Source organism: Emticicia agri, assembly GCF_004168285.1.
Taxonomy (GTDB): Bacteria; Bacteroidota; Bacteroidia; order Cytophagales; family Spirosomataceae; genus Emticicia; species Emticicia agri.
This window is the reverse complement of record NZ_SEWF01000019.1, coordinates 67,305-84,654: the sequence shown is the minus strand read 5'-3', so window position 1 is coordinate 84,654 and position 17,350 is coordinate 67,305. Positions and strand designations below refer to the sequence as shown.

Annotated in this window: 11 protein-coding genes; 5 read left to right on the top strand and 6 right to left on the bottom strand. The window is 39.0% G+C overall.

The window, feature by feature from the left end:
- Positions 1-20 precede the first annotated feature (20 nt).
- The 3 genes from EWM59_RS14115 (at position 21) to EWM59_RS14105 (ending at position 7,383) form a co-directional block, all read left to right on the top strand.
- Positions 21-4,784 (top strand): hypothetical protein, encoded by a 4,764-nt coding sequence (locus EWM59_RS14115; protein ID WP_130021628.1) that lies wholly within the window; start codon positions 21-23, stop codon positions 4,782-4,784.
- Between the two features lie 183 nt (positions 4,785-4,967).
- On the top strand, positions 4,968-6,863 hold the full coding sequence (locus EWM59_RS14110) for a tetratricopeptide repeat protein (RefSeq protein WP_130021627.1): 1,896 nt from the start codon (positions 4,968-4,970) through the stop codon (positions 6,861-6,863).
- Positions 6,864-6,984: 121 nt separating this feature from the next.
- A complete protein-coding gene (locus EWM59_RS14105) occupies positions 6,985-7,383 on the top strand; it encodes a MerC domain-containing protein (RefSeq protein ID WP_165372181.1) in 399 nt (132 codons plus the stop codon).
- Here the strand turns inward: EWM59_RS14105 and EWM59_RS14100 are convergent, their stop codons facing one another.
- The 5 genes from EWM59_RS14100 to EWM59_RS14080 all read right to left on the bottom strand — a co-directional run bounded on the left by EWM59_RS14100 (position 7,384) and on the right by EWM59_RS14080 (position 10,677).
- Positions 7,384-7,731, bottom strand: a complete 348-nt coding sequence (locus tag EWM59_RS14100) for a hypothetical protein (RefSeq protein ID WP_130021625.1) — start codon at positions 7,729-7,731, stop codon at positions 7,384-7,386.
- Between the two features lie 37 nt (positions 7,732-7,768).
- Positions 7,769-8,149 (bottom strand): DUF596 domain-containing protein, encoded by a 381-nt coding sequence (locus EWM59_RS14095; protein ID WP_130021624.1) that lies wholly within the window; start codon positions 8,147-8,149, stop codon positions 7,769-7,771.
- A 171-nt stretch (positions 8,150-8,320) separates the two neighbouring features.
- The gene (locus EWM59_RS14090) at positions 8,321-8,677 is read right to left on the bottom strand and encodes a hypothetical protein (protein WP_130021623.1); all 357 of its coding nucleotides are present in this window, start codon (positions 8,675-8,677) and stop codon (positions 8,321-8,323) included.
- A 44-nt stretch (positions 8,678-8,721) separates the two neighbouring features.
- Positions 8,722-10,128, bottom strand: coding sequence for a serine hydrolase domain-containing protein (locus EWM59_RS14085; protein WP_130021622.1), 1,407 nt, complete (start codon positions 10,126-10,128; stop codon positions 8,722-8,724).
- 174 nt (positions 10,129-10,302) lie between these two features.
- Entirely contained in the window at positions 10,303-10,677 is a 375-nt protein-coding gene (locus tag EWM59_RS14080; protein WP_130021621.1) for a hypothetical protein, read from the bottom strand.
- Between the two features lie 412 nt (positions 10,678-11,089).
- Here EWM59_RS14080 and EWM59_RS14075 point away from each other — a divergent pair, with 412 nt between their 5' ends.
- Complete coding sequence (locus EWM59_RS14075) at positions 11,090-11,536, top strand: thioredoxin family protein (protein ID WP_130021620.1); 447 nt, start codon at positions 11,090-11,092, stop codon at positions 11,534-11,536.
- 99 nt (positions 11,537-11,635) lie between these two features.
- Here EWM59_RS14075 and EWM59_RS14070 read toward each other — a convergent pair whose 3' ends face one another.
- Positions 11,636-12,841 (bottom strand): RsmB/NOP family class I SAM-dependent RNA methyltransferase, encoded by a 1,206-nt coding sequence (locus EWM59_RS14070; RefSeq protein WP_130021619.1) that lies wholly within the window; start codon positions 12,839-12,841, stop codon positions 11,636-11,638.
- Between the two features lie 620 nt (positions 12,842-13,461).
- On the opposite strand from EWM59_RS14070, the gene rpoB reads away from it, so the two are divergent.
- A complete protein-coding gene (rpoB, locus tag EWM59_RS14065) occupies positions 13,462-17,319 on the top strand; it encodes a DNA-directed RNA polymerase subunit beta (RefSeq protein WP_130021618.1) in 3,858 nt (1,285 codons plus the stop codon).
- The last annotated feature ends 31 nt before the right edge of the window (positions 17,320-17,350 follow it).

Here is a 17,350-nt window from a genome sequence, read left to right as displayed (position 1 = left end):
TACTCGCTGCTCTTTCACTTATGCGGCATCTTTCTATCATCTTCTGTTGTGGGATTCTTTTGTCATTTTCCGCAAAAGCACAGTCAATCAGGTTATCGGATAATCCGCAAACCTTTATCAGTGAGATAAAAACTGTAATGGCTACAGATAATAATGCAATAGCCATTGCAATGGGAAATAAATTTGAGTCTTATTGGGCAAGCCGTTTTAGTGCTAATCAGAAAACAATTCTGATGAATACTGCTAAAAAAATGGGTACTAAAGGCCATAAAATGGCTCAGTTTTATTACTTCTTTTTGATTATAGACAAGGTAATTGACCAGGAAAAGTATGACGATACGAAACTGGATAATTTCCTGAGTATGACACAAAAAACAGTTGAACTCTATGATTTAAAAACAGCTACCAGAATTTTTGAGACTATTAAAGATTTTTTAGAGAAACGAAGAATTTATACTTCCGGCTTTAACCGTCTTTATGCACTTGGAGGTACGTTTGATTTTAAATTTTTAGATACTAAAACTCCGGAAACGGCTACTCCTCAACAACCTGCAACTAATGGCACTACGCCTGCTCCGACAGAAACCTCAAAAGTCCTTGATAGCTGGGATACGCCAGTTACTCAGGAAGCCCCGAATGCTGTTCAATCACTACAGGATTTTAATAAGAAGCCTATGCCCGTTTTAGGTGGTGTAGCCATTGAACTGAATAATGTGGATTTGATTCTGGCAACAGCCAGCGACTCGGCTACTATTGCCAAAACATCGGGTACGGTTGCTTTAAAAGAAGGAACCTATGTAGGTAAAGGTGGTACTATTACCTGGGAAAACCTCGGCTTACCGCAAATTTCGGCAGTATTGGCAGATTATACTTTCGAAATCCGCAACCCTCGCTTTGTCGGCGAAGATGTTACGCTTACTTATGCCGAACGTCTGACGGCTCCTATCAAAGGTATATTAGAGTTTAAAGGCGAAAAACGTGCTAAAAATGCGCAGGCAAGCTATCCACGTTTTATGTCGTATCAGAGTGATGCTTTTATTAAGAATATTGACAAGAGTATTGAATATAAAGGAGGATTCTCAATTATAGGTAAACGGATTTTCTCGTCTTCGGTGCAAAATGGGTATTCAAACATTACGGTTAAGCAAGAGGGTAAGGTGGCTTTCAAAACCACCAGTACCCGTTTTGAAATCAACGATGCTTTTATCAGTGCACAAACGGCCAGTTTTACTACCTATATCGGACAAGATTCCATCTATCATCCTGCCGTAAAATTGAATTACGTACCTACCGATGGTATACTACGCCTGAACAAAGTAGATGCAGGCGGTTTTAAAGATGCTACTTTTACAGATAGCTACCACCAGATGAGCATTAAATGCGATGCCATGCGGTGGAGCCTCGTAGAAGGAAAAATGGATTTCTATATCGTATCTGGTAGAACCCAGATTCCGGCCGTATTTGAATCGTTAGACTTTTTTGATGCAGACAGGCTCACCGGGTTAAACAATGGTGGTGGTTTTAATCCGTTAGTAGTAGCTTCAAATTTCGTACAGAAGAACAATAAACCCATTTTCAGTGTGGCTGATGTGGCAGCCTTTAATAATAATAGAATATCGCCACAGGTGCTTAAATCGGGCTTGATGGTAGCCGTGCAACAAGGCTTTATTTATTATAACCCTACTACCGACCTGTATAATATTTCACCAAAAGGGCAGCATTATCTGTTAGCTAATACAGGAAAAAAAGATTTTGATGAGATACTGATTCCGTCTATTTATGGTACAAGCAAAGACTCTACGGCCAATGCTACTTTGAACCTGAGCGACAAGAGTCTGGTAATCAGAGGAATCAGACGCTTTAACCTGAGCGATTCATTAAGAGCTTTTATTGCACCTTATGATAAAATCATTAAAGTAGGTAAAAACAGAACCTTTACTTTCAATGGCCAGTTTAAGGCTAAAAACTATCGTTTTTCAGGACAGGATTTAGTGTTCGATTACGAAAAATACATGCTTACCTTACCCAAGATAGACTCTATTACTTTTACACCACCACAGGTATATGCCAAAGGAGGCAGAAGAGAAATAGGCGGACGAATCAAGTATGATAATCCGGGAGTCGTATATCTGAACAAACCTGATAACAAGTCGGGTAAACAATCGTTGCCACAATACCCGATGCTGAAAATAGATAAAGGGACTATTGTGTATTTCGACGACGATTTCAGAGGTAAAAAAGCCTATAACAAAGAAGTACGTTTTGAAGTACCCAAGATTGATTTCGATAGCCTGAATGTGAGAGACATGGAATTTGCCGGAACATTCTATTCAGGTAATATATTCAAGCCTTTCAAAGAAAAACTGCGTATCATGCCTGATACAACCATCGGTTTTTCTCATAAAGTACCAACAGGTACTTATCCTGTATTCGGCAACGAGACTTCAGTTAAATTTGCTTCAGCATTGGTAATGGATGGTAACGGCTTACATGCAGAAGGTGATATTAAGCACTTAGCCGCTACTCTTACAGCCAAAGAAATATTCTTTGCTACCGATTCACTACTTGCTAAAGGTGAACAGGGAAAAGTGATTGAGACCAATAAGGCAGGCGCTTCTTATTTCCCGCAGGTAGAAATTAAAGACTATACTTTGAAATGGCTACCAAAAGCAGATTCAATGCTGATTGCTTCAAAAGAAGGCTTCAACTTCTATGCAGGCTCGTCTTTACTAAAAGGAAAAGTATTAGTGCGTAAAGGAGGTTTATTCGGTTTGGGGCAATTGATTCGTACAGATTCAGAAACGGGTTCAGACCAGTTTAAATTTAACAAAGAAGGTTTCATAGCAGATAAATCTCAGTTTAGCATTAAATCTACTACCGCCGCTTCAAAATCGGTATTATTGGGTAGAAACGTAAATGTGAACTTCAATGTGAATACAAGCATTGTAAACATTGCGACTAATGAAGGCAATTTTAACGACAGTACACAACAATCGTCTTTTGAGTTCCCTTATGCCGCCTATAAAACCAATATAGACCGTGCTGAATGGAATATCAAGAAGAAGCAAATCAGTATGAAAGGAGATGTGGCTACGTCAGTATTTACATCGACCAATGCAGCACAGGAAGGACTGGCGTTTAATGGTAGTTCGGCTGTGTATGATATTGAACAACTGACTTTCAATATCGGTGGCGTACCATTTATCCGGTCGGCTGATGCCAAGATTATTCCCGATAAAGGTCAGGTGGCTATTCGTGGAAATGCAGAAATTCTGCCTTTCAAAAATGCACGTTTAACGATAGATACCTTAAATGCCTACCATAACCTGAGAAATGGTAATATTCAGATTCTCTCTAAAAACAAATTTACCGGAGATGCATCTTATCAGTTTGTGAATGTGAAGAAAGATACTTTTAATATCAAAATGGGAGATTTTGAATTAAGAGAAGTGAATATGATAGCAGGTACAGACGGAAAGAAAACCAAAGAGAAAGGATATTCGACCTTTGCCCATGCTTCAGTGAAAGAACGTGATAGTTTATATCTTTCACCAAAAATCATTTATCAGGGTGATATTGCCATGTCGGCACCTGTCAAGAACCTGAGTTTAGATGGTTTTGTATTACCTGTATTGAAAAAATATCCGAAATTAGGCGGTTATTGGATACCATATAAAGGCGATAAATCAGAAGAAGTAGCTATTACCGTTGATAAGAATCTGAAAAGCAATGAGTCTCTGTTGTTTGCAGGCTTGCATTTCAGAACTACGGCAACCAGTAATGGGTTATATCCGACTTTCCTTTCCGCTAAAGAAACAGAGGAAGACCAGGACGTTTTTGTAACAACCGGGGTATTACGTCGGGACGAACCTAATCAGTTATTCAGCATTAAACCTGATGGCGAAAAAGCCCCAATCAGCAATAAATATGAACTGATAGAAGATAAGGGTATTATTAATCTGGAAGGTAAGTTTAATCTGTTGAGTGCCGACCTTTCACAATACCTGCAAACTTCAGGTTTTGCCAAGTTACGTCTGGATACTGCCAAGCACGAGTTTAATACACTTATGCAGGTAAATTTCCCGGTTGTGGCACCTATTCTGGCTCATATGGCTAATAAAATCGTAAAAATTAACCTCGATGCAGGCGTGAATGAAGCCGCCATAGAACTGAATTCGCCGGAATTAATTTCAAAAATAGGCCATGTTGTAGGCGACAAAGACATAGAAGATTACAAGATGCGCTCGGCCAAGGAATATGTGCCTTTGTTTAAATTCTCGCCTAAGTTTCTGAATACGATGGTATTCAGTAACCTGAAATTGCAATGGGAGCCTAAGCAGAATGCTTATAGAAGCGTAGGTAAATTAGGCATCTCTAATATTGACCAGACAGACATTAATGCAATGGTTGACGGCTATGTAGAGATTCGTAAAAACCCTGTGGGTGGCGATGAAATGTATATTTTCCTGGAGTTATCGGGTGAAACCTGGTATTACTTCGGCTATAAAGAGGGAGAAATGGGTATTATTTCTTCTGACGATGCTTTTAATGCGATGGTAACCAAAGGCGAAAAGAAAAAAGACAAAAGCTATCAGGTAATTGCCGTTGACTACTCAGAGGCTATCCTCTTCCGCAAGGTATTTCTGGAAACTTACAGAGGTATTAAAGAGACAGCCAAAGCCAAGAAGACTGACCCTAAGAAGTTAGCAGAAGTACCCAAAGAAGAAACGCCGAAAAAAGAAGAGGCAAAAAAGAAAGCAGAAGCAGAAAAAGAAGGATTTTAATTGTAGAAACCCCATCCCTAACCCTTCCCCAACAGTGGGGAAGAGGATGAAAGTCTCTCTCCCCACTGTTGGGGAGAGAGATTTAGAGAGTGGGGTTTTTCTTTTGATGTTCACCAATTTCGTTTTGTAGAATTGGCAAAGAAATTGCTATATTCGCTGTGAGAATTCAAATAGTACTCAAATATGGCTAAGAATAAACAAAGACCTAAACAAAACATTCCTCCTCAGGCAACAAACCCAACTCTAAAAGCGGCAACACTCTCCAGTCAATCAGCCAATGATGGCTTTTCGTTGAATCCGGTTGTGGCATCTATTATTATTACAGTAGCCGTTTTGATTGCCTTCTGGGCAGGATTCTCTAACGATTTTGTGCTATGGGATGATAATATGTATGTAACAGAAAATATCATGGTGCAGAATCCTACGTTTGCCAACCTGATTCGTCTGTTAGGTGTTGAAAGTGCTTTGAACTATCACCCTGTTACAATGGCCTCTTTGTGGCTCAATTCGGCGTTGTTTGGTAAAGCAGCAGGTTCTTTTATTGTAGTGAATACACTCATTCATTTAGCCAATACTTTACTTATTTTTCAGTTTACCCGTCAGCTTACCAAAAACAATATGTTAGTGAGTTTTCTGGTAGCACTTTTCTGGGGTATTCACCCGATGCACGTAGAATCGGTTACATGGGTTTCTGAGCGTAAAGACGTACTCTATACTTTGTTTTTCTTTTTAGCTTGTATTCAGTATGTCAAATATATAGAGCAAAATCAACGCAAATACTATATCTATTGCTTTGTTTTCTTTGTGTTATCCTGTTTATCAAAAGCTATGGCAGTAGTATTGCCTTTAGTGTTGTTGCTGATAGACTACTGGTACGACAGAGGATTTTTGACCGTAAAAAACATTACATCAAAGATTCCTTTTTTTATTGTGGCTTTGCTGTTTGGTGCTTTAGCGGTGCATATACAGGGCGGGGGTAATCTGGGTGGGAGAATCGAGAAAATGACAGCCGATGTAGCTATTGCCAATGTATTTGATATGGGTACCAAGCTGAAATTCGGCTTTTATGGTTTCCTTGTCTATATCGTTAAAATGTTTGTGCCTTTTAATCAACATAATTTCTATAGTTACCCGGGGACAGATGAATACAATGCCATTCAGTTCATTACGGCTCCACTCTGGGCATTGATTGTGCTGGGATTGGGAGTATTGGCTTATAAACGTCAGAAAGCCGTATTTTTTGGTGTTTTCTTTTTCTTCTTTACCATACTACTGGTACTACAGTTTCTATCAGTAGGGGGCGCAATTCTGGCAGAACGTTATTCCTATATTCCATATTTTGGGGGGATATTCTTAGTGTTTTATTACTTAAACCAGAAAGTACAATCAAAAAACCTGATATTGGGAGGTAGTGCCATAGTGGCCGTTGTTTTTATGTATCTGACTTACAAGCAAACACTTACTTATAAAGATACAGGCACCTTATTTGCTAATTCTTATAAATACGAGCCTACTTCGCCGGTAGTAAACGAAAACCTGGCCAACCATTATGGTCGTTCAGGCGAAATCAATAATGTATTGTTATATGGCGAATATGCCCTTTCAAAAGGAGTAGAGTCTTATGCCTTAATGGGGGCATTGGCCAATGCTTATTACCTGAAAGGCGACTATAAAAAAGCCCTGGATTTCTATCAGAAGAGTATCGATAAATCGCCTGACCACCGCAAATTTGTGGCTTACTATAATAGAGGTATTGCTAACCGTGATGCAGGTAATTTTGACCAGGCTGCCAAAGACTTTACGACGGCCATGGAAATGGGCGAAAACAAAACGGCCTATCTGGGTATGCGTGCTTTTGCCAACCTGAAAGCCAATAAGTTTAAAGAAGCCTATAATGACTATACCCGCATGATAGACTTAGGTATGTCGGTAGATACGGCTTATAACGATAGAGCTGTGGCTCGTTATAGTCTGGGAGATACCGAAGGGGCTATTAAAGACTTGAAGGAAGTAATGAAGCGTAACCCGAACTACGTAGATGCCCGTAATAACCTTATAAAATTAGGCGTTCAGCCTTGATGATAAGAAAGTATATTTTTCAGAATGAACTAAATTATTTGCAATGATGTTGCATAATAGTTGTATATTTGTGTCAGGGCTTCGGTGATATAGTCACCTGGTGACGCAATTTCTCATGCTTATGCGAAAAATATTCACTCATTATCATAATCTCAATAAAGTAGGTCTGTGGCTATCTATTCTTTGCACGGTGCATTGTCTGGCAATGCCATTCCTGCTTACTTCGTTGCCATATTTAAGTAAAAATGCCATCAGCGAGCAATCCGAAATTTTGCTGATTGGTGTCAGTGCAGGATTAGCGATTTTCTTGTTGAGAAAAGATTATAAAAATCACCATAATTCTACCCCACTAAGACTTCTTTTAGTAGCCTTAATTTTCAATATTTTAGGTATTTTCTTCGTACCTCACGCTTACGAAATGTTCTTCAACGTAACAGGCGGTTTATTAATGGCTTCGGCTTATGGGCTGAACTGGTACTGGCATAAAAGGGCTTGCCATAGTACTGGTCATCAGCATTGATTAAAATTTAACTTCAAATTTTAGGTTACCTTTAGTATTGTTCTGATGCCTGAAGACAATATCACCCCAATCAGCATATATATCAGAACTTCCTACTGTATCATTAACAATTCCCTTTTCTAATATGTATGTTTGCTTAATAACCTGATTATCAGGCAACTTACCTTCTTTAAGAATTAGCATGCAATCCTCTTCAAGTTCTCCTTGTACTATCACAACCATTCGATTTTGATGTGGTATTTTCCGCTTGACATGAATGGTTGTATCAGTCTTGGTGCTTATGCTAAAATATTGTGTAGAGTCACTGCTTGTCAGGCTTAATAGTAACAGCAGGTATTTGATTTTCATAAGAAATTATAGATAACCGTAATTTGCACTTTTTTATTTATGCCCAGTAATAATGTTTACCATCACCTGCGGGAGTTGTAAATCCATCAATTTCTCTATCAATAATCCAAACACTACCAGCAGGACAGTCATCCATAAACCACCAATAAGAAGCAACTTCTTTCATTCGTTCTTCAGTAGGGAACGCATTTTTGAAAAGTTTAATCTGGTCATCTATTGTACCTTTTAAAAATTCCCCATTTTTGGCAAGGCGAATACGTTCCTCTTCTATTAATCGTCTAAGTATAATAAAAAATACTTCTATTCTTCCTTCATAGGTTTCTGAGTAGTCTTTAGTACTGCTCCATAATGGCCCTCCTAATGCCATTAGTTCTAAATTTTCTATGAGTTCGTTATAGCTAGTTTCTGATATTATCATGAATTTAATTTTTCTTCAACAATTCAAACCCCATCGTTGCCACTTCTCTCACGATATTAGGTAACACTAATACTACTATCCCTATTTTACAAGCGGTTAATGGCTTGGGCTTATGGTTTGAACTGGCATCGGCATAAAAGAACTTGTCATAGTATTGGGCATTAGCATTGATTAGAAATTGATAGTTAATTTCAATTTCCCTTCACTCACATTTTTGTGAAAGTAAACTATTTTGAAAGTTCTATCATAAAGATTAGTTAAGCCTTGCTTACTATTATTATATCCCTTTGTTAAAATAAGGTCTTTATGCAAGTTAAAATTACGTTCATCGGGATGTTGCATACGAATTAAAGCACTATCATTAATATTCCCAATAACTTTAAGTCCAGCAGAGTCAAAGCCGCCTCTTTTTTCTAGTAGAAGCGTAGTATCTTTTGTTGCATCAATTTCTATAGTCCTGACTATAGGCCCTTTTGTACAAGCTGAAAGTAAGCTACTAATAAAGATTAAAACAATTGATGATTTCATATCCAATTTATACATGTTTCTTTCTGCTTTTTCTTTTAACCTTTCTACTTTTTCAACAACGCAAACCCCATCAGTGCCACTTCTTCTGCCGTATTAGATAATACCATTACCCCTATTTTATTCTCCTTATCAAAAGCTACCAAAGTTCTGAATCCTCCTGTGCCGCCTGAGTGTTGGAAGATGGTCTGCTCTTTCATTTTGCCAGTATGCCAGCCTAAACCAATAATGGTCTGGCCTTTTTCGAAAGTAACCTGATGGGTCAGGTCAATCGCTTTTTGCAGTTTTTCGGGGGCTTTGTCCATGTGGGCATTGATATACTTCACTAAATCATTTACAGTAGAACGGATACCGCCTGCGCCTACTAAAGTGTTTAAATCCCAGGGTGCGGTTGCTTCGCCTTTTTCATTATAGCCTTGTGCAAAATCCGAAGCCTGTTTTGATGGTATGGTAACAAAGGTATGTGTCATTTTTAAAGGCTTAGTGATGCGTTCTTCCATCAGTTTTTCATAAGATATATGATTTTGCAAAGCTAAAATATTCCCTAAAAGCCCAACCGCAAAGTTTGAATACTCATAGTTAATGCCTACTTCACGATAGGGTTTAAAGTTTTTCAGATAGGTGTACATCCGTTGTGTATCATAGTTCTTATAAGGGTCATCGGCAGGGTCTCCTTTTTTATAAAGGTTGATTGGCAGGCGAGGAAAACCGGAGCTATGGTTAGACAAGGTTTTGAGTGTAATTGGCACGCCATTGTATGTCATATTACCAATAGAATCCGGCAGGTATTTGTTGATAGGGTCGTCGAGCGACATCTTGCCTTTAACCACTTCGTCGGCCAATAGCACAGCCGTAAAGGTTTTGCTGATAGAGCCTATTTCATATAAGGTTTTGTCAGGGTCAGGTAAAGTTTTATTATCCCGTTTGGTTTCGCCATAATTATAAGTATATACTTTGCCATCTTTAATAATAGCCAAAGCAACACCAACCGTATGTTTCCACTGAATGTAGGGTCTAACTATACTGTCTACCTTTAAATCTAATGGCGTTACCATTTTATTATCAGTAGCTACGGGATAATCTTTTTTGGGTTTATCGCCTGTATAAGGCTGAAAAAGAAGCGTAGCTATTTTGTCTTGATTATCTAAGCCCAAATAGACATTCTGATTGGTCTTATCAAATACGCCTTTGTAGTAGGCTACGCCATCAGTATTTTTCTGAAACTCCGACGACTTCCATAAACCTAATTCGGCATGTAGTCGTGTAATCACTTTGTTAATTTCTGTTTCAGGCAATTGTTTCCGAAACGATTCGCCCGTCAACTCATAAATTCCGGCGGCGTTTTTTTCATTATAAACTTTTTCAAGTAGCACCCTTACAGAGTCAATCTTTTTCTGAGTCGATTGAGCAAAAGTGGTATAAGAGAGCAGAAAGAGGAAGAGTAGTTTTTTCATAGAGGATTGAAGTTGGTTAATCAATAAAGAATGATTTTAATGAATCACAAGCTGATAAAAGTATAGCTTTTACAAAAATAATTTATTCGGTCAAATTATTCACCTGCTTTAAAAAGAAAAAAGCCCATTACGGGCTTATATTTTTCAAAACTATATTGCTATTGATACTATAGCTTATGGACAAACTACCATTGTCATTTTAGTATTAAATCCAGTGAAATTCATTTCAAGATTGGTAGCAGAAGAAGAGATTAATTCATAGTCCCAGTTTTTTAGGAATTGAGATTTACCAACCACATTGGTAATGAAGATTTTTTTCTTATCATACGATAAACTCCAGTTGCCTTTATCATTATCAGCTCCGCCTGTTTTAGAGCCTTGTTCCCATGTACCATCTGATTTGAAATACTGTGACGACAATTTATTGTTGGAATCACACCACCATTTGTCAACTATAGCGGCTATTGGGTCAGGCGTAGCTTCTTCTTTACTACAAGAAGCAAGAGCAATACATGTGCTTATGAGGAATAATTTGATGAGTGTTTTCATAATTTTTGCGATTTATATTGATAATCATTAACAAAAGACCAGAAAATTCAGCTTATTGAAGGGTGCTAAGAGAGTCAGACTCAATGTTCGAATTAAGAAGTTGTGAAAGGATTTATCTATGCAATGTTACAAAGAGTAAACTGTATTCTGAAAGATGGAGAGAAAATCAAGCCTATTTTTTACTGAGTGGTCATAGAGAAATCAATCGTATATGCTTAGGCATTAAGAAAATATACGCTGACTATCCCCCAATTGAATGGCATTGTATTAGAATTGGTAAGCCTGTATTGAAATAAATTTAGATGATTGACGGGCATACTTTGGTGTAAAATTTGCTTTATTTTTAAGCTAAGAAACTAAAAGCCAAAGTTTTATCGTTAATCTTGTGTAAAATTCAAATCTTTTCTTGCAAATGAACAAAAAATTATTGGTTACTACCCTTGGACTATTACTTAGTTTGTCAACCTTTGCTCAACACGCCTCTTCAACCTCAGGAATCAAATTCGAAGAAAAAACTTCCTGGAAAGAACTCATTAAAAAAGCTAAAGCAGAGAAAAAACTTATTTTTATGGATGCCTACACGACCTGGTGTGGCCCATGTAAGATGCTTCAGGCAAGAGTATTCCCTGATAAACAATTAGGAGAGTATTTCAACCAGAACTTTGTGAATGCTGCCATAGATATGGAAAGCGACGAAGGCATGAGATTATCAAGTATCTATGAAGTAAGAGGTTATCCGACATTGTTCTTTATTGACCCTAATAATGGTAAGGTAGTACAATCAATTTTAGGATATACAGAAGCAGACCAGTTGCTGAATACAGGCAAACGTGCCGCTTCTAAAAAGAGAAGTATTTAATACTTGAAGGAATAAATATATCAAGAAAAGGGGTAACATTGATACATATCAGTGTTACCCCTTTTTTACATAGGTACGACTTGAAAAGTCGTGATACACTTATTTTCTTTCAATGAGTGCCATATAAAAACCATCAAAACCATCAGTAGCCGGAGAGGTACGTTGTTCTTTGATAAGTGTGTACTCCGGGTTTTGAGTGAGAAATTTCTGCACTTGTTCTTCGCTTTCTGAGGGTAAAATGCTGCAAGTAGCATACACCATTTTGCCGCCATGTTTCAGCATTTTTGAGTAATTAGTAATTATCTCGCTTTGTGTTTTTTTGATATTTTCTAAAAACTCAGGCTTCAGTTTCCATTTAGCATCGGGATTTCGTCTTAATACGCCTAAGCCTGAACAAGGCACATCTAATAACAATCGGTCGGCACTTTCTTTAAGTCTTTTGATTGTTTTGGCTTCAATCAGCTTGGTTTCTACATTGCCGATACCATTGCGTCTGGCACGTCTTTGTAATTCCTGTAGCTTATACTCTTCTACATCCATCGCTATAATTCTTCCCTTGTTTTCCATCAATGTTGCCAAGTGTAGCGTTTTACCTCCCGCACCTGCACAGGCATCTATTACCCGCATACCGGGTTGTACTTCCAAGAAAGGCGCAATCAACTGACTTCCGGCATCCTGCACTTCAAAAAGTCCATTTTTAAAAGCCTCTGTCGAAAACACATTGGCCCTTTTTTGCAAAACCAAAGCATCATTAACCGTAGGAAGCGTGTCTGTTTCAATACCAATCTCATGAAACTTTTTTCGTAAATCATTCTGATTGGTTTTAAGGGTATTGGTGCGTAGTACAACAGGGGCCTGTTTATTCATGGCTTGCAGTTCAGCATTCCATTCTGTGCCTAATTCCTGTTCGCCGATAGTATCCAGCCAATCCGGTACTGATTCTTTTATTTTTCTTATCTGTTGCGCTTCTTCCAATCGGGCTAATATTTGTTTGGCGTTGACTTTAGCAAATTCCTGCCATTCGGGGAGTTTATCGCCTTGCAAAATACGCCACGCCGCGAATAATTGCCAGAATTGGGCAACTTCAGTTACGGAGGTGCCTGAAAGCTGAGTAACAAATTTTAATAACCGCCACCAGCGAACAATTTCATACGTATTTTCTGCAATGAAGGCTCTGTCGCGGCTACCCCATTTCTTATTCGATTTCAATACATATTCAATGACTTTGTCGGCCTGTCGGTTCTCTATAAAAATCTGTTGTAAGGCATACACTATGGCTTCGACCAATACTCTGTGGTATTTCATACTATTCTGGTATCTATATCCTAAAAAACACAAAGGTCAGGCTTTTTTGTGGGATGATGAAATGGTGGGGGAAATATTTGCGGAATGGGGTGGTTTTAGGGTAAATAATGATGGTGTATCCGCAATTACTCGTGTTCCCCGAATAAAATTCGGGGTCTAAGACAACAAAGGAAATTTTACATGTAAGCCGGACTTAAGTCCGGCGCAGTATGAAAACAGACCTTTGTTATCTTAGGCGGCGAATTTTATTCGCTGTCATTCTAAGATGGCTTTGAACTCCTGAAAAACCTGAAAACTAACTCAATACAAAATATTTCAAATATTATCTATATTTCTATAATAAATATTTGTTTTTTCAGTTGTAATTATATAATTTCGCACCTTATTTAGCGATACTCTCTTTAACAGCGCTTATCATTCATGAGATTTTTGTCCGATACACAACCGTTTTTCCGTAGGGCAGTTGCACAGGGTCAATCATCTTCTTCACTACGAAATATATATTTTCAGCTTGTTTTATAGCATAAGTTATAGACTCTTTATTCAGGAGTACGGGTCTGCTTGTCGCTGATAGTAAACAGCTTAGTTTAAAAAATTATAAACTTAAAACTTTCAAAACCTTGAGTCTGACTGTAACCGGTAGAAAAAGTTTTGCAACGGTTCATCCCTCTGTAGATTATCCGGATTTTCTGGATGTACAGGTGAAATCGTTCCAGGATTTCTTCCAGATTGACACACCAGCCGAAAGCCGCAAAAAAGAAGGGCTTTACAATGTGTTTGCTGAAAACTTCCCAATCGCCGATTCTCGCGAGAACTACGTGTTGGAGTTTGTTGATTACACTATTGACCCACCAAAATACTCAGTTGATGAGTGTATTGACCGTGGTCTGACGTATGCAGTGCCTTTAAAAGCCAAATTACGTTTGATTTGTAACGACGCCGACAACGAAGATTTCGAAACAATCGAGCAGGAAGTATTCCTGGGGAATATCCCTTATATGAACGAAAGAGGTTCTTTCGTTATCAACGGTGCCGAGCGTGTAATCGTATCACAGCTGCACCGTTCGCCGGGTGTATTCTTCTCAATGAGCAAGCATACCAACGGAACAAAATTATATTCAGCCCGTGTAATACCGATGAAGGGTTCATGGATTGAGTTCTCTACTGACGTAAACAACGTCATGTATGCTTACATTGACCGTAAGAAAAAATTCCCTGTAACTACACTTCTTCGTGCCATTGGTTTTGGCTCAGATAAAGAAATCTTAAACCTGTTTGGTCTTTCAGAAGAAATTCCGGGCACAAAAGATGCTTTAACCAAAGCTATCGGCCGTCGTCTGGCAGCCCGTGTTTTAAGAACATGGACTGAGGACTTCGTAGATGAGGATACAGGTGAGGTAGTATCAATTGACCGTAACGAGGTAATCTTAGAGCGTGACTCTATTATCTCGGAAAGTGATATTACTACCATTTTGAATACAGAGCAAAAATCGGTGATTTTACACCGTGAAGATGCCAACGTATCTGAATTTAACATTATCTATAATACGTTACAACGTGATAGCTCAAACTCTGAAAAAGAAGCTGTTGAGCAAATCTATCGTCAGTTACGTAACACCGAAGCACCTGACGAAGCAACAGCCCGTGAAATTATTCAAGGCTTGTTCTTCTCTGACAAACGTTATGATTTAGGAGAAGTAGGTCGCTACCGTGTCAATACAAAATTAGGCTTAACCACACCATTGGAAACAGGGGTATTAACTACTGAGGACATTGTTGAAATCGTTAAGTTTTTAATCAGTTTGATTAACTCTAAGGCGGTAGTCGATGATATCGACCACTTGTCAAATCGTCGTGTGCGTACTGTAGGTGAGCAATTATACGCCCAGTTTGGTGTAGGTTTGGCTCGTATGGCACGTACCATCAAAGAACGTATGAACGTTCGTGATAACGAAGATTTCAAACCGGTTGATTTGATTAATGCCCGTACGCTTTCGTCGGTTATTAACTCATTCTTCGGTACCAACCAGCTATCACAATTCATGGACCAGACCAACCCATTGGCTGAAATTACGCACAAACGTCGTATGTCAGCTCTTGGACCAGGAGGTTTGAGCCGTGAGCGTGCAGGTTTCGAGGTTCGTGACGTACACTATACCCACTATGGCCGTTTGTGTACTATTGAAACACCTGAGGGACCAAACATTGGTTTGATTTCTTCGCTTTGTACATATGCCAAAATCAATGGTATGGGCTTCATTGAAACGCCATATCTGAAAATTGAAAATGGTAAATTGACCAACGAACTGGTTTATCTGACTGCCGAAGAGGAAGATGGTAAAAACATTGCGATGGCAACAGCAGACGTAGATAAAGATGGTAATTTCTTGGTAGATACGTTGAAATGTCGTTACGAAGGGGACTTCCCGATGAAAACGCCTGATTCAATCGATTACATGGATATTGCCTCAAACCAGATTGTATCGGTGGCGGCTTCATTGATTCCTTTCATTGAGCATGATGATGCCAACCGTGCCCTGATGGGTTCAAACATGCAACGTCAGGCTGTACCATTATTACGTCCTGAAGCTCCGATTGTAGGTACAGGTTTGGAAGGCCGTCTGGCTCGTGACTCACGTACCCTTGTTGTAGCAGAAGAAGATGGTGTAGTTGAATTTGTTGACGCCAATGTAATCAAGGTTCGTTATAACTGGACTAAAGAGCAGACATTGGTTAGCTTCGATACCAATCTTACTTCTTATGAACTAATCAAACATCGTCGTACCAACCAGGATACCTGTATCAATATCCGTCCAATCGTATTGAAAGGACAGGAAGTGAAAAAAGGACAGATTCTGGTAGAAGGTTATGCTACACAAGGTGGTGAACTGGCTCTTGGACGTAACCTTTTGGTTGCTTTCATGCCTTGGCAAGGATACAACTTTGAGGATGCCATCGTAATCTCTGAAAGAGTAGTACGTGAAGATATCTTTACTTCTATTCACATTGAAGAATACGAACTGGAAGTACGTGATACCAAACGTGGTGAAGAAGAGTTAACGGCTGAGATTCCGAACGTTTCGGAAGAAACTGTGAAGAACCTTGACGAAAACGGTATTGTTCGCACTGGTACAAGAGTAAAAGAAGGAGATATTCTGATTGGTAAGATTACACCAAAAGGTGAGTCTGACCCGACTCCTGAAGAAAAACTATTACGCGCCATCTTTGGTGACAAAGCCGGTGACGTGAAAGATGCTTCTAAGAAAGCACCACCATCAATGGACGGTGTGATTATTGATACAAAATTATTCTCTCGCCCAAGTAAAGAAGAACGTTCGAAACATAAAGACGAGTTAAAAGCTTTGATGAAAAAACACAGCAGAGCATTACTTGAATTGCGTGAAAGAATGTTGGACAAAATGGTAGAATTGCTTGATGGCAAGACTACTACAGGCGTGAAACATAAATTTGGTGATGAGTTAATATCGAAAGGCATGAAATTCAACCGTTCGAATATCACGAATAACTTATTTCCGGATAAAAACAATTATGTTGACGAAAGCCAGTACAACGTACCGGAAGAAGTAAATCTTTTAGGTGATGTGATTCTGGATGGTTGGACTGACGATTTAGCACTCAACAAACTAATTGTTGCCCTGAGCAAAAATTACTTAGCTCGTCGTAGTGAAGTAATCGGTCGTTTCAAACGTGAAAGATTTGTATTGGAAGTAGGTGACGAACTACCTGCAGGTATTGTGAAATTAGCAAAAGTGTATATTGCTAAGAAACGTAAACTGAAAGTGGGTGATAAAATGGCGGGTCGTCACGGAAATAAAGGGGTTGTTGCCAGAATTGTACGTGATGAAGATATGCCGTTCACAGCAGACGGAACACCAATGGACATCGTATTGAATCCACTTGGGGTACCTTCTCGTATGAACATCGGACAGCTTTATGAGGTTGTATTAGGTTTGGCGGGTCGTAAATTAGGTCGTAAATACGCTACTCCAATCTTTGATGGTGCTACTGAAGCAGAAGTATCAGCAGAGTTGGCAGAAGCGGGATTACCACCATACGGTCGTTCACAACTATACAACGGATTAAGTGGCGAGCCATTCGACCAGAAAGTAACGGTAGGTATCATGTATATGATGAAACTGGGCCACTTGGTTGATGATAAAATGCACGCCCGTTCAATTGGACCATACTCACTCATTACGCAACAGCCATTGGGTGGTAAAGCACAATTTGGTGGTCAGCGTTTCGGAGAAATGGAGGTATGGGCATTGGAGGCATTCGGTGCATCACATATCCTTCAGGAAATCCTGACAGTTAAGTCTGATGACGTGGTGGGTCGTGCAAAAGCATACGAAGCCATCGTTAAAGGCGAAAACTTACCAAAAGCAAATATCCCTGAGTCGTTCAACGTATTAGTACACGAATTGAGAGGCTTAGCACTTGAGATTACCTTGCAGTAAGCAATATTAACAGGTGTGTCCTGATTGCAGA

What these genes read in the sequence shown, in the direction of transcription:
- EWM59_RS14115 (WP_130021628.1), top strand. Translation starts at nt 21, where the DNA reads ATGCGGCATCTTTCTATCATCTTCTGTTGTGGGATTCTTTTGTCATTT.
- EWM59_RS14110 (WP_130021627.1), top strand. Translation starts at nt 4,968, where the DNA reads ATGGCTAAGAATAAACAAAGACCTAAACAAAACATTCCTCCTCAGGCA.
- EWM59_RS14105 (WP_165372181.1), top strand. Translation starts at nt 6,985, where the DNA reads ATGCGAAAAATATTCACTCATTATCATAATCTCAATAAAGTAGGTCTG.
- EWM59_RS14100 (WP_130021625.1), bottom strand. Translation starts at nt 7,731, where the DNA reads ATGAAAATCAAATACCTGCTGTTACTATTAAGCCTGACAAGCAGTGAC.
- EWM59_RS14095 (WP_130021624.1), bottom strand. Translation starts at nt 8,149, where the DNA reads ATGATAATATCAGAAACTAGCTATAACGAACTCATAGAAAATTTAGAA.
- EWM59_RS14090 (WP_130021623.1), bottom strand. Translation starts at nt 8,677, where the DNA reads ATGAAATCATCAATTGTTTTAATCTTTATTAGTAGCTTACTTTCAGCT.
- EWM59_RS14085 (WP_130021622.1), bottom strand. Translation starts at nt 10,128, where the DNA reads ATGAAAAAACTACTCTTCCTCTTTCTGCTCTCTTATACCACTTTTGCT.
- EWM59_RS14080 (WP_130021621.1), bottom strand. Translation starts at nt 10,677, where the DNA reads ATGAAAACACTCATCAAATTATTCCTCATAAGCACATGTATTGCTCTT.
- EWM59_RS14075 (WP_130021620.1), top strand. Translation starts at nt 11,090, where the DNA reads ATGAACAAAAAATTATTGGTTACTACCCTTGGACTATTACTTAGTTTG.
- EWM59_RS14070 (WP_130021619.1), bottom strand. Translation starts at nt 12,841, where the DNA reads ATGAAATACCACAGAGTATTGGTCGAAGCCATAGTGTATGCCTTACAA.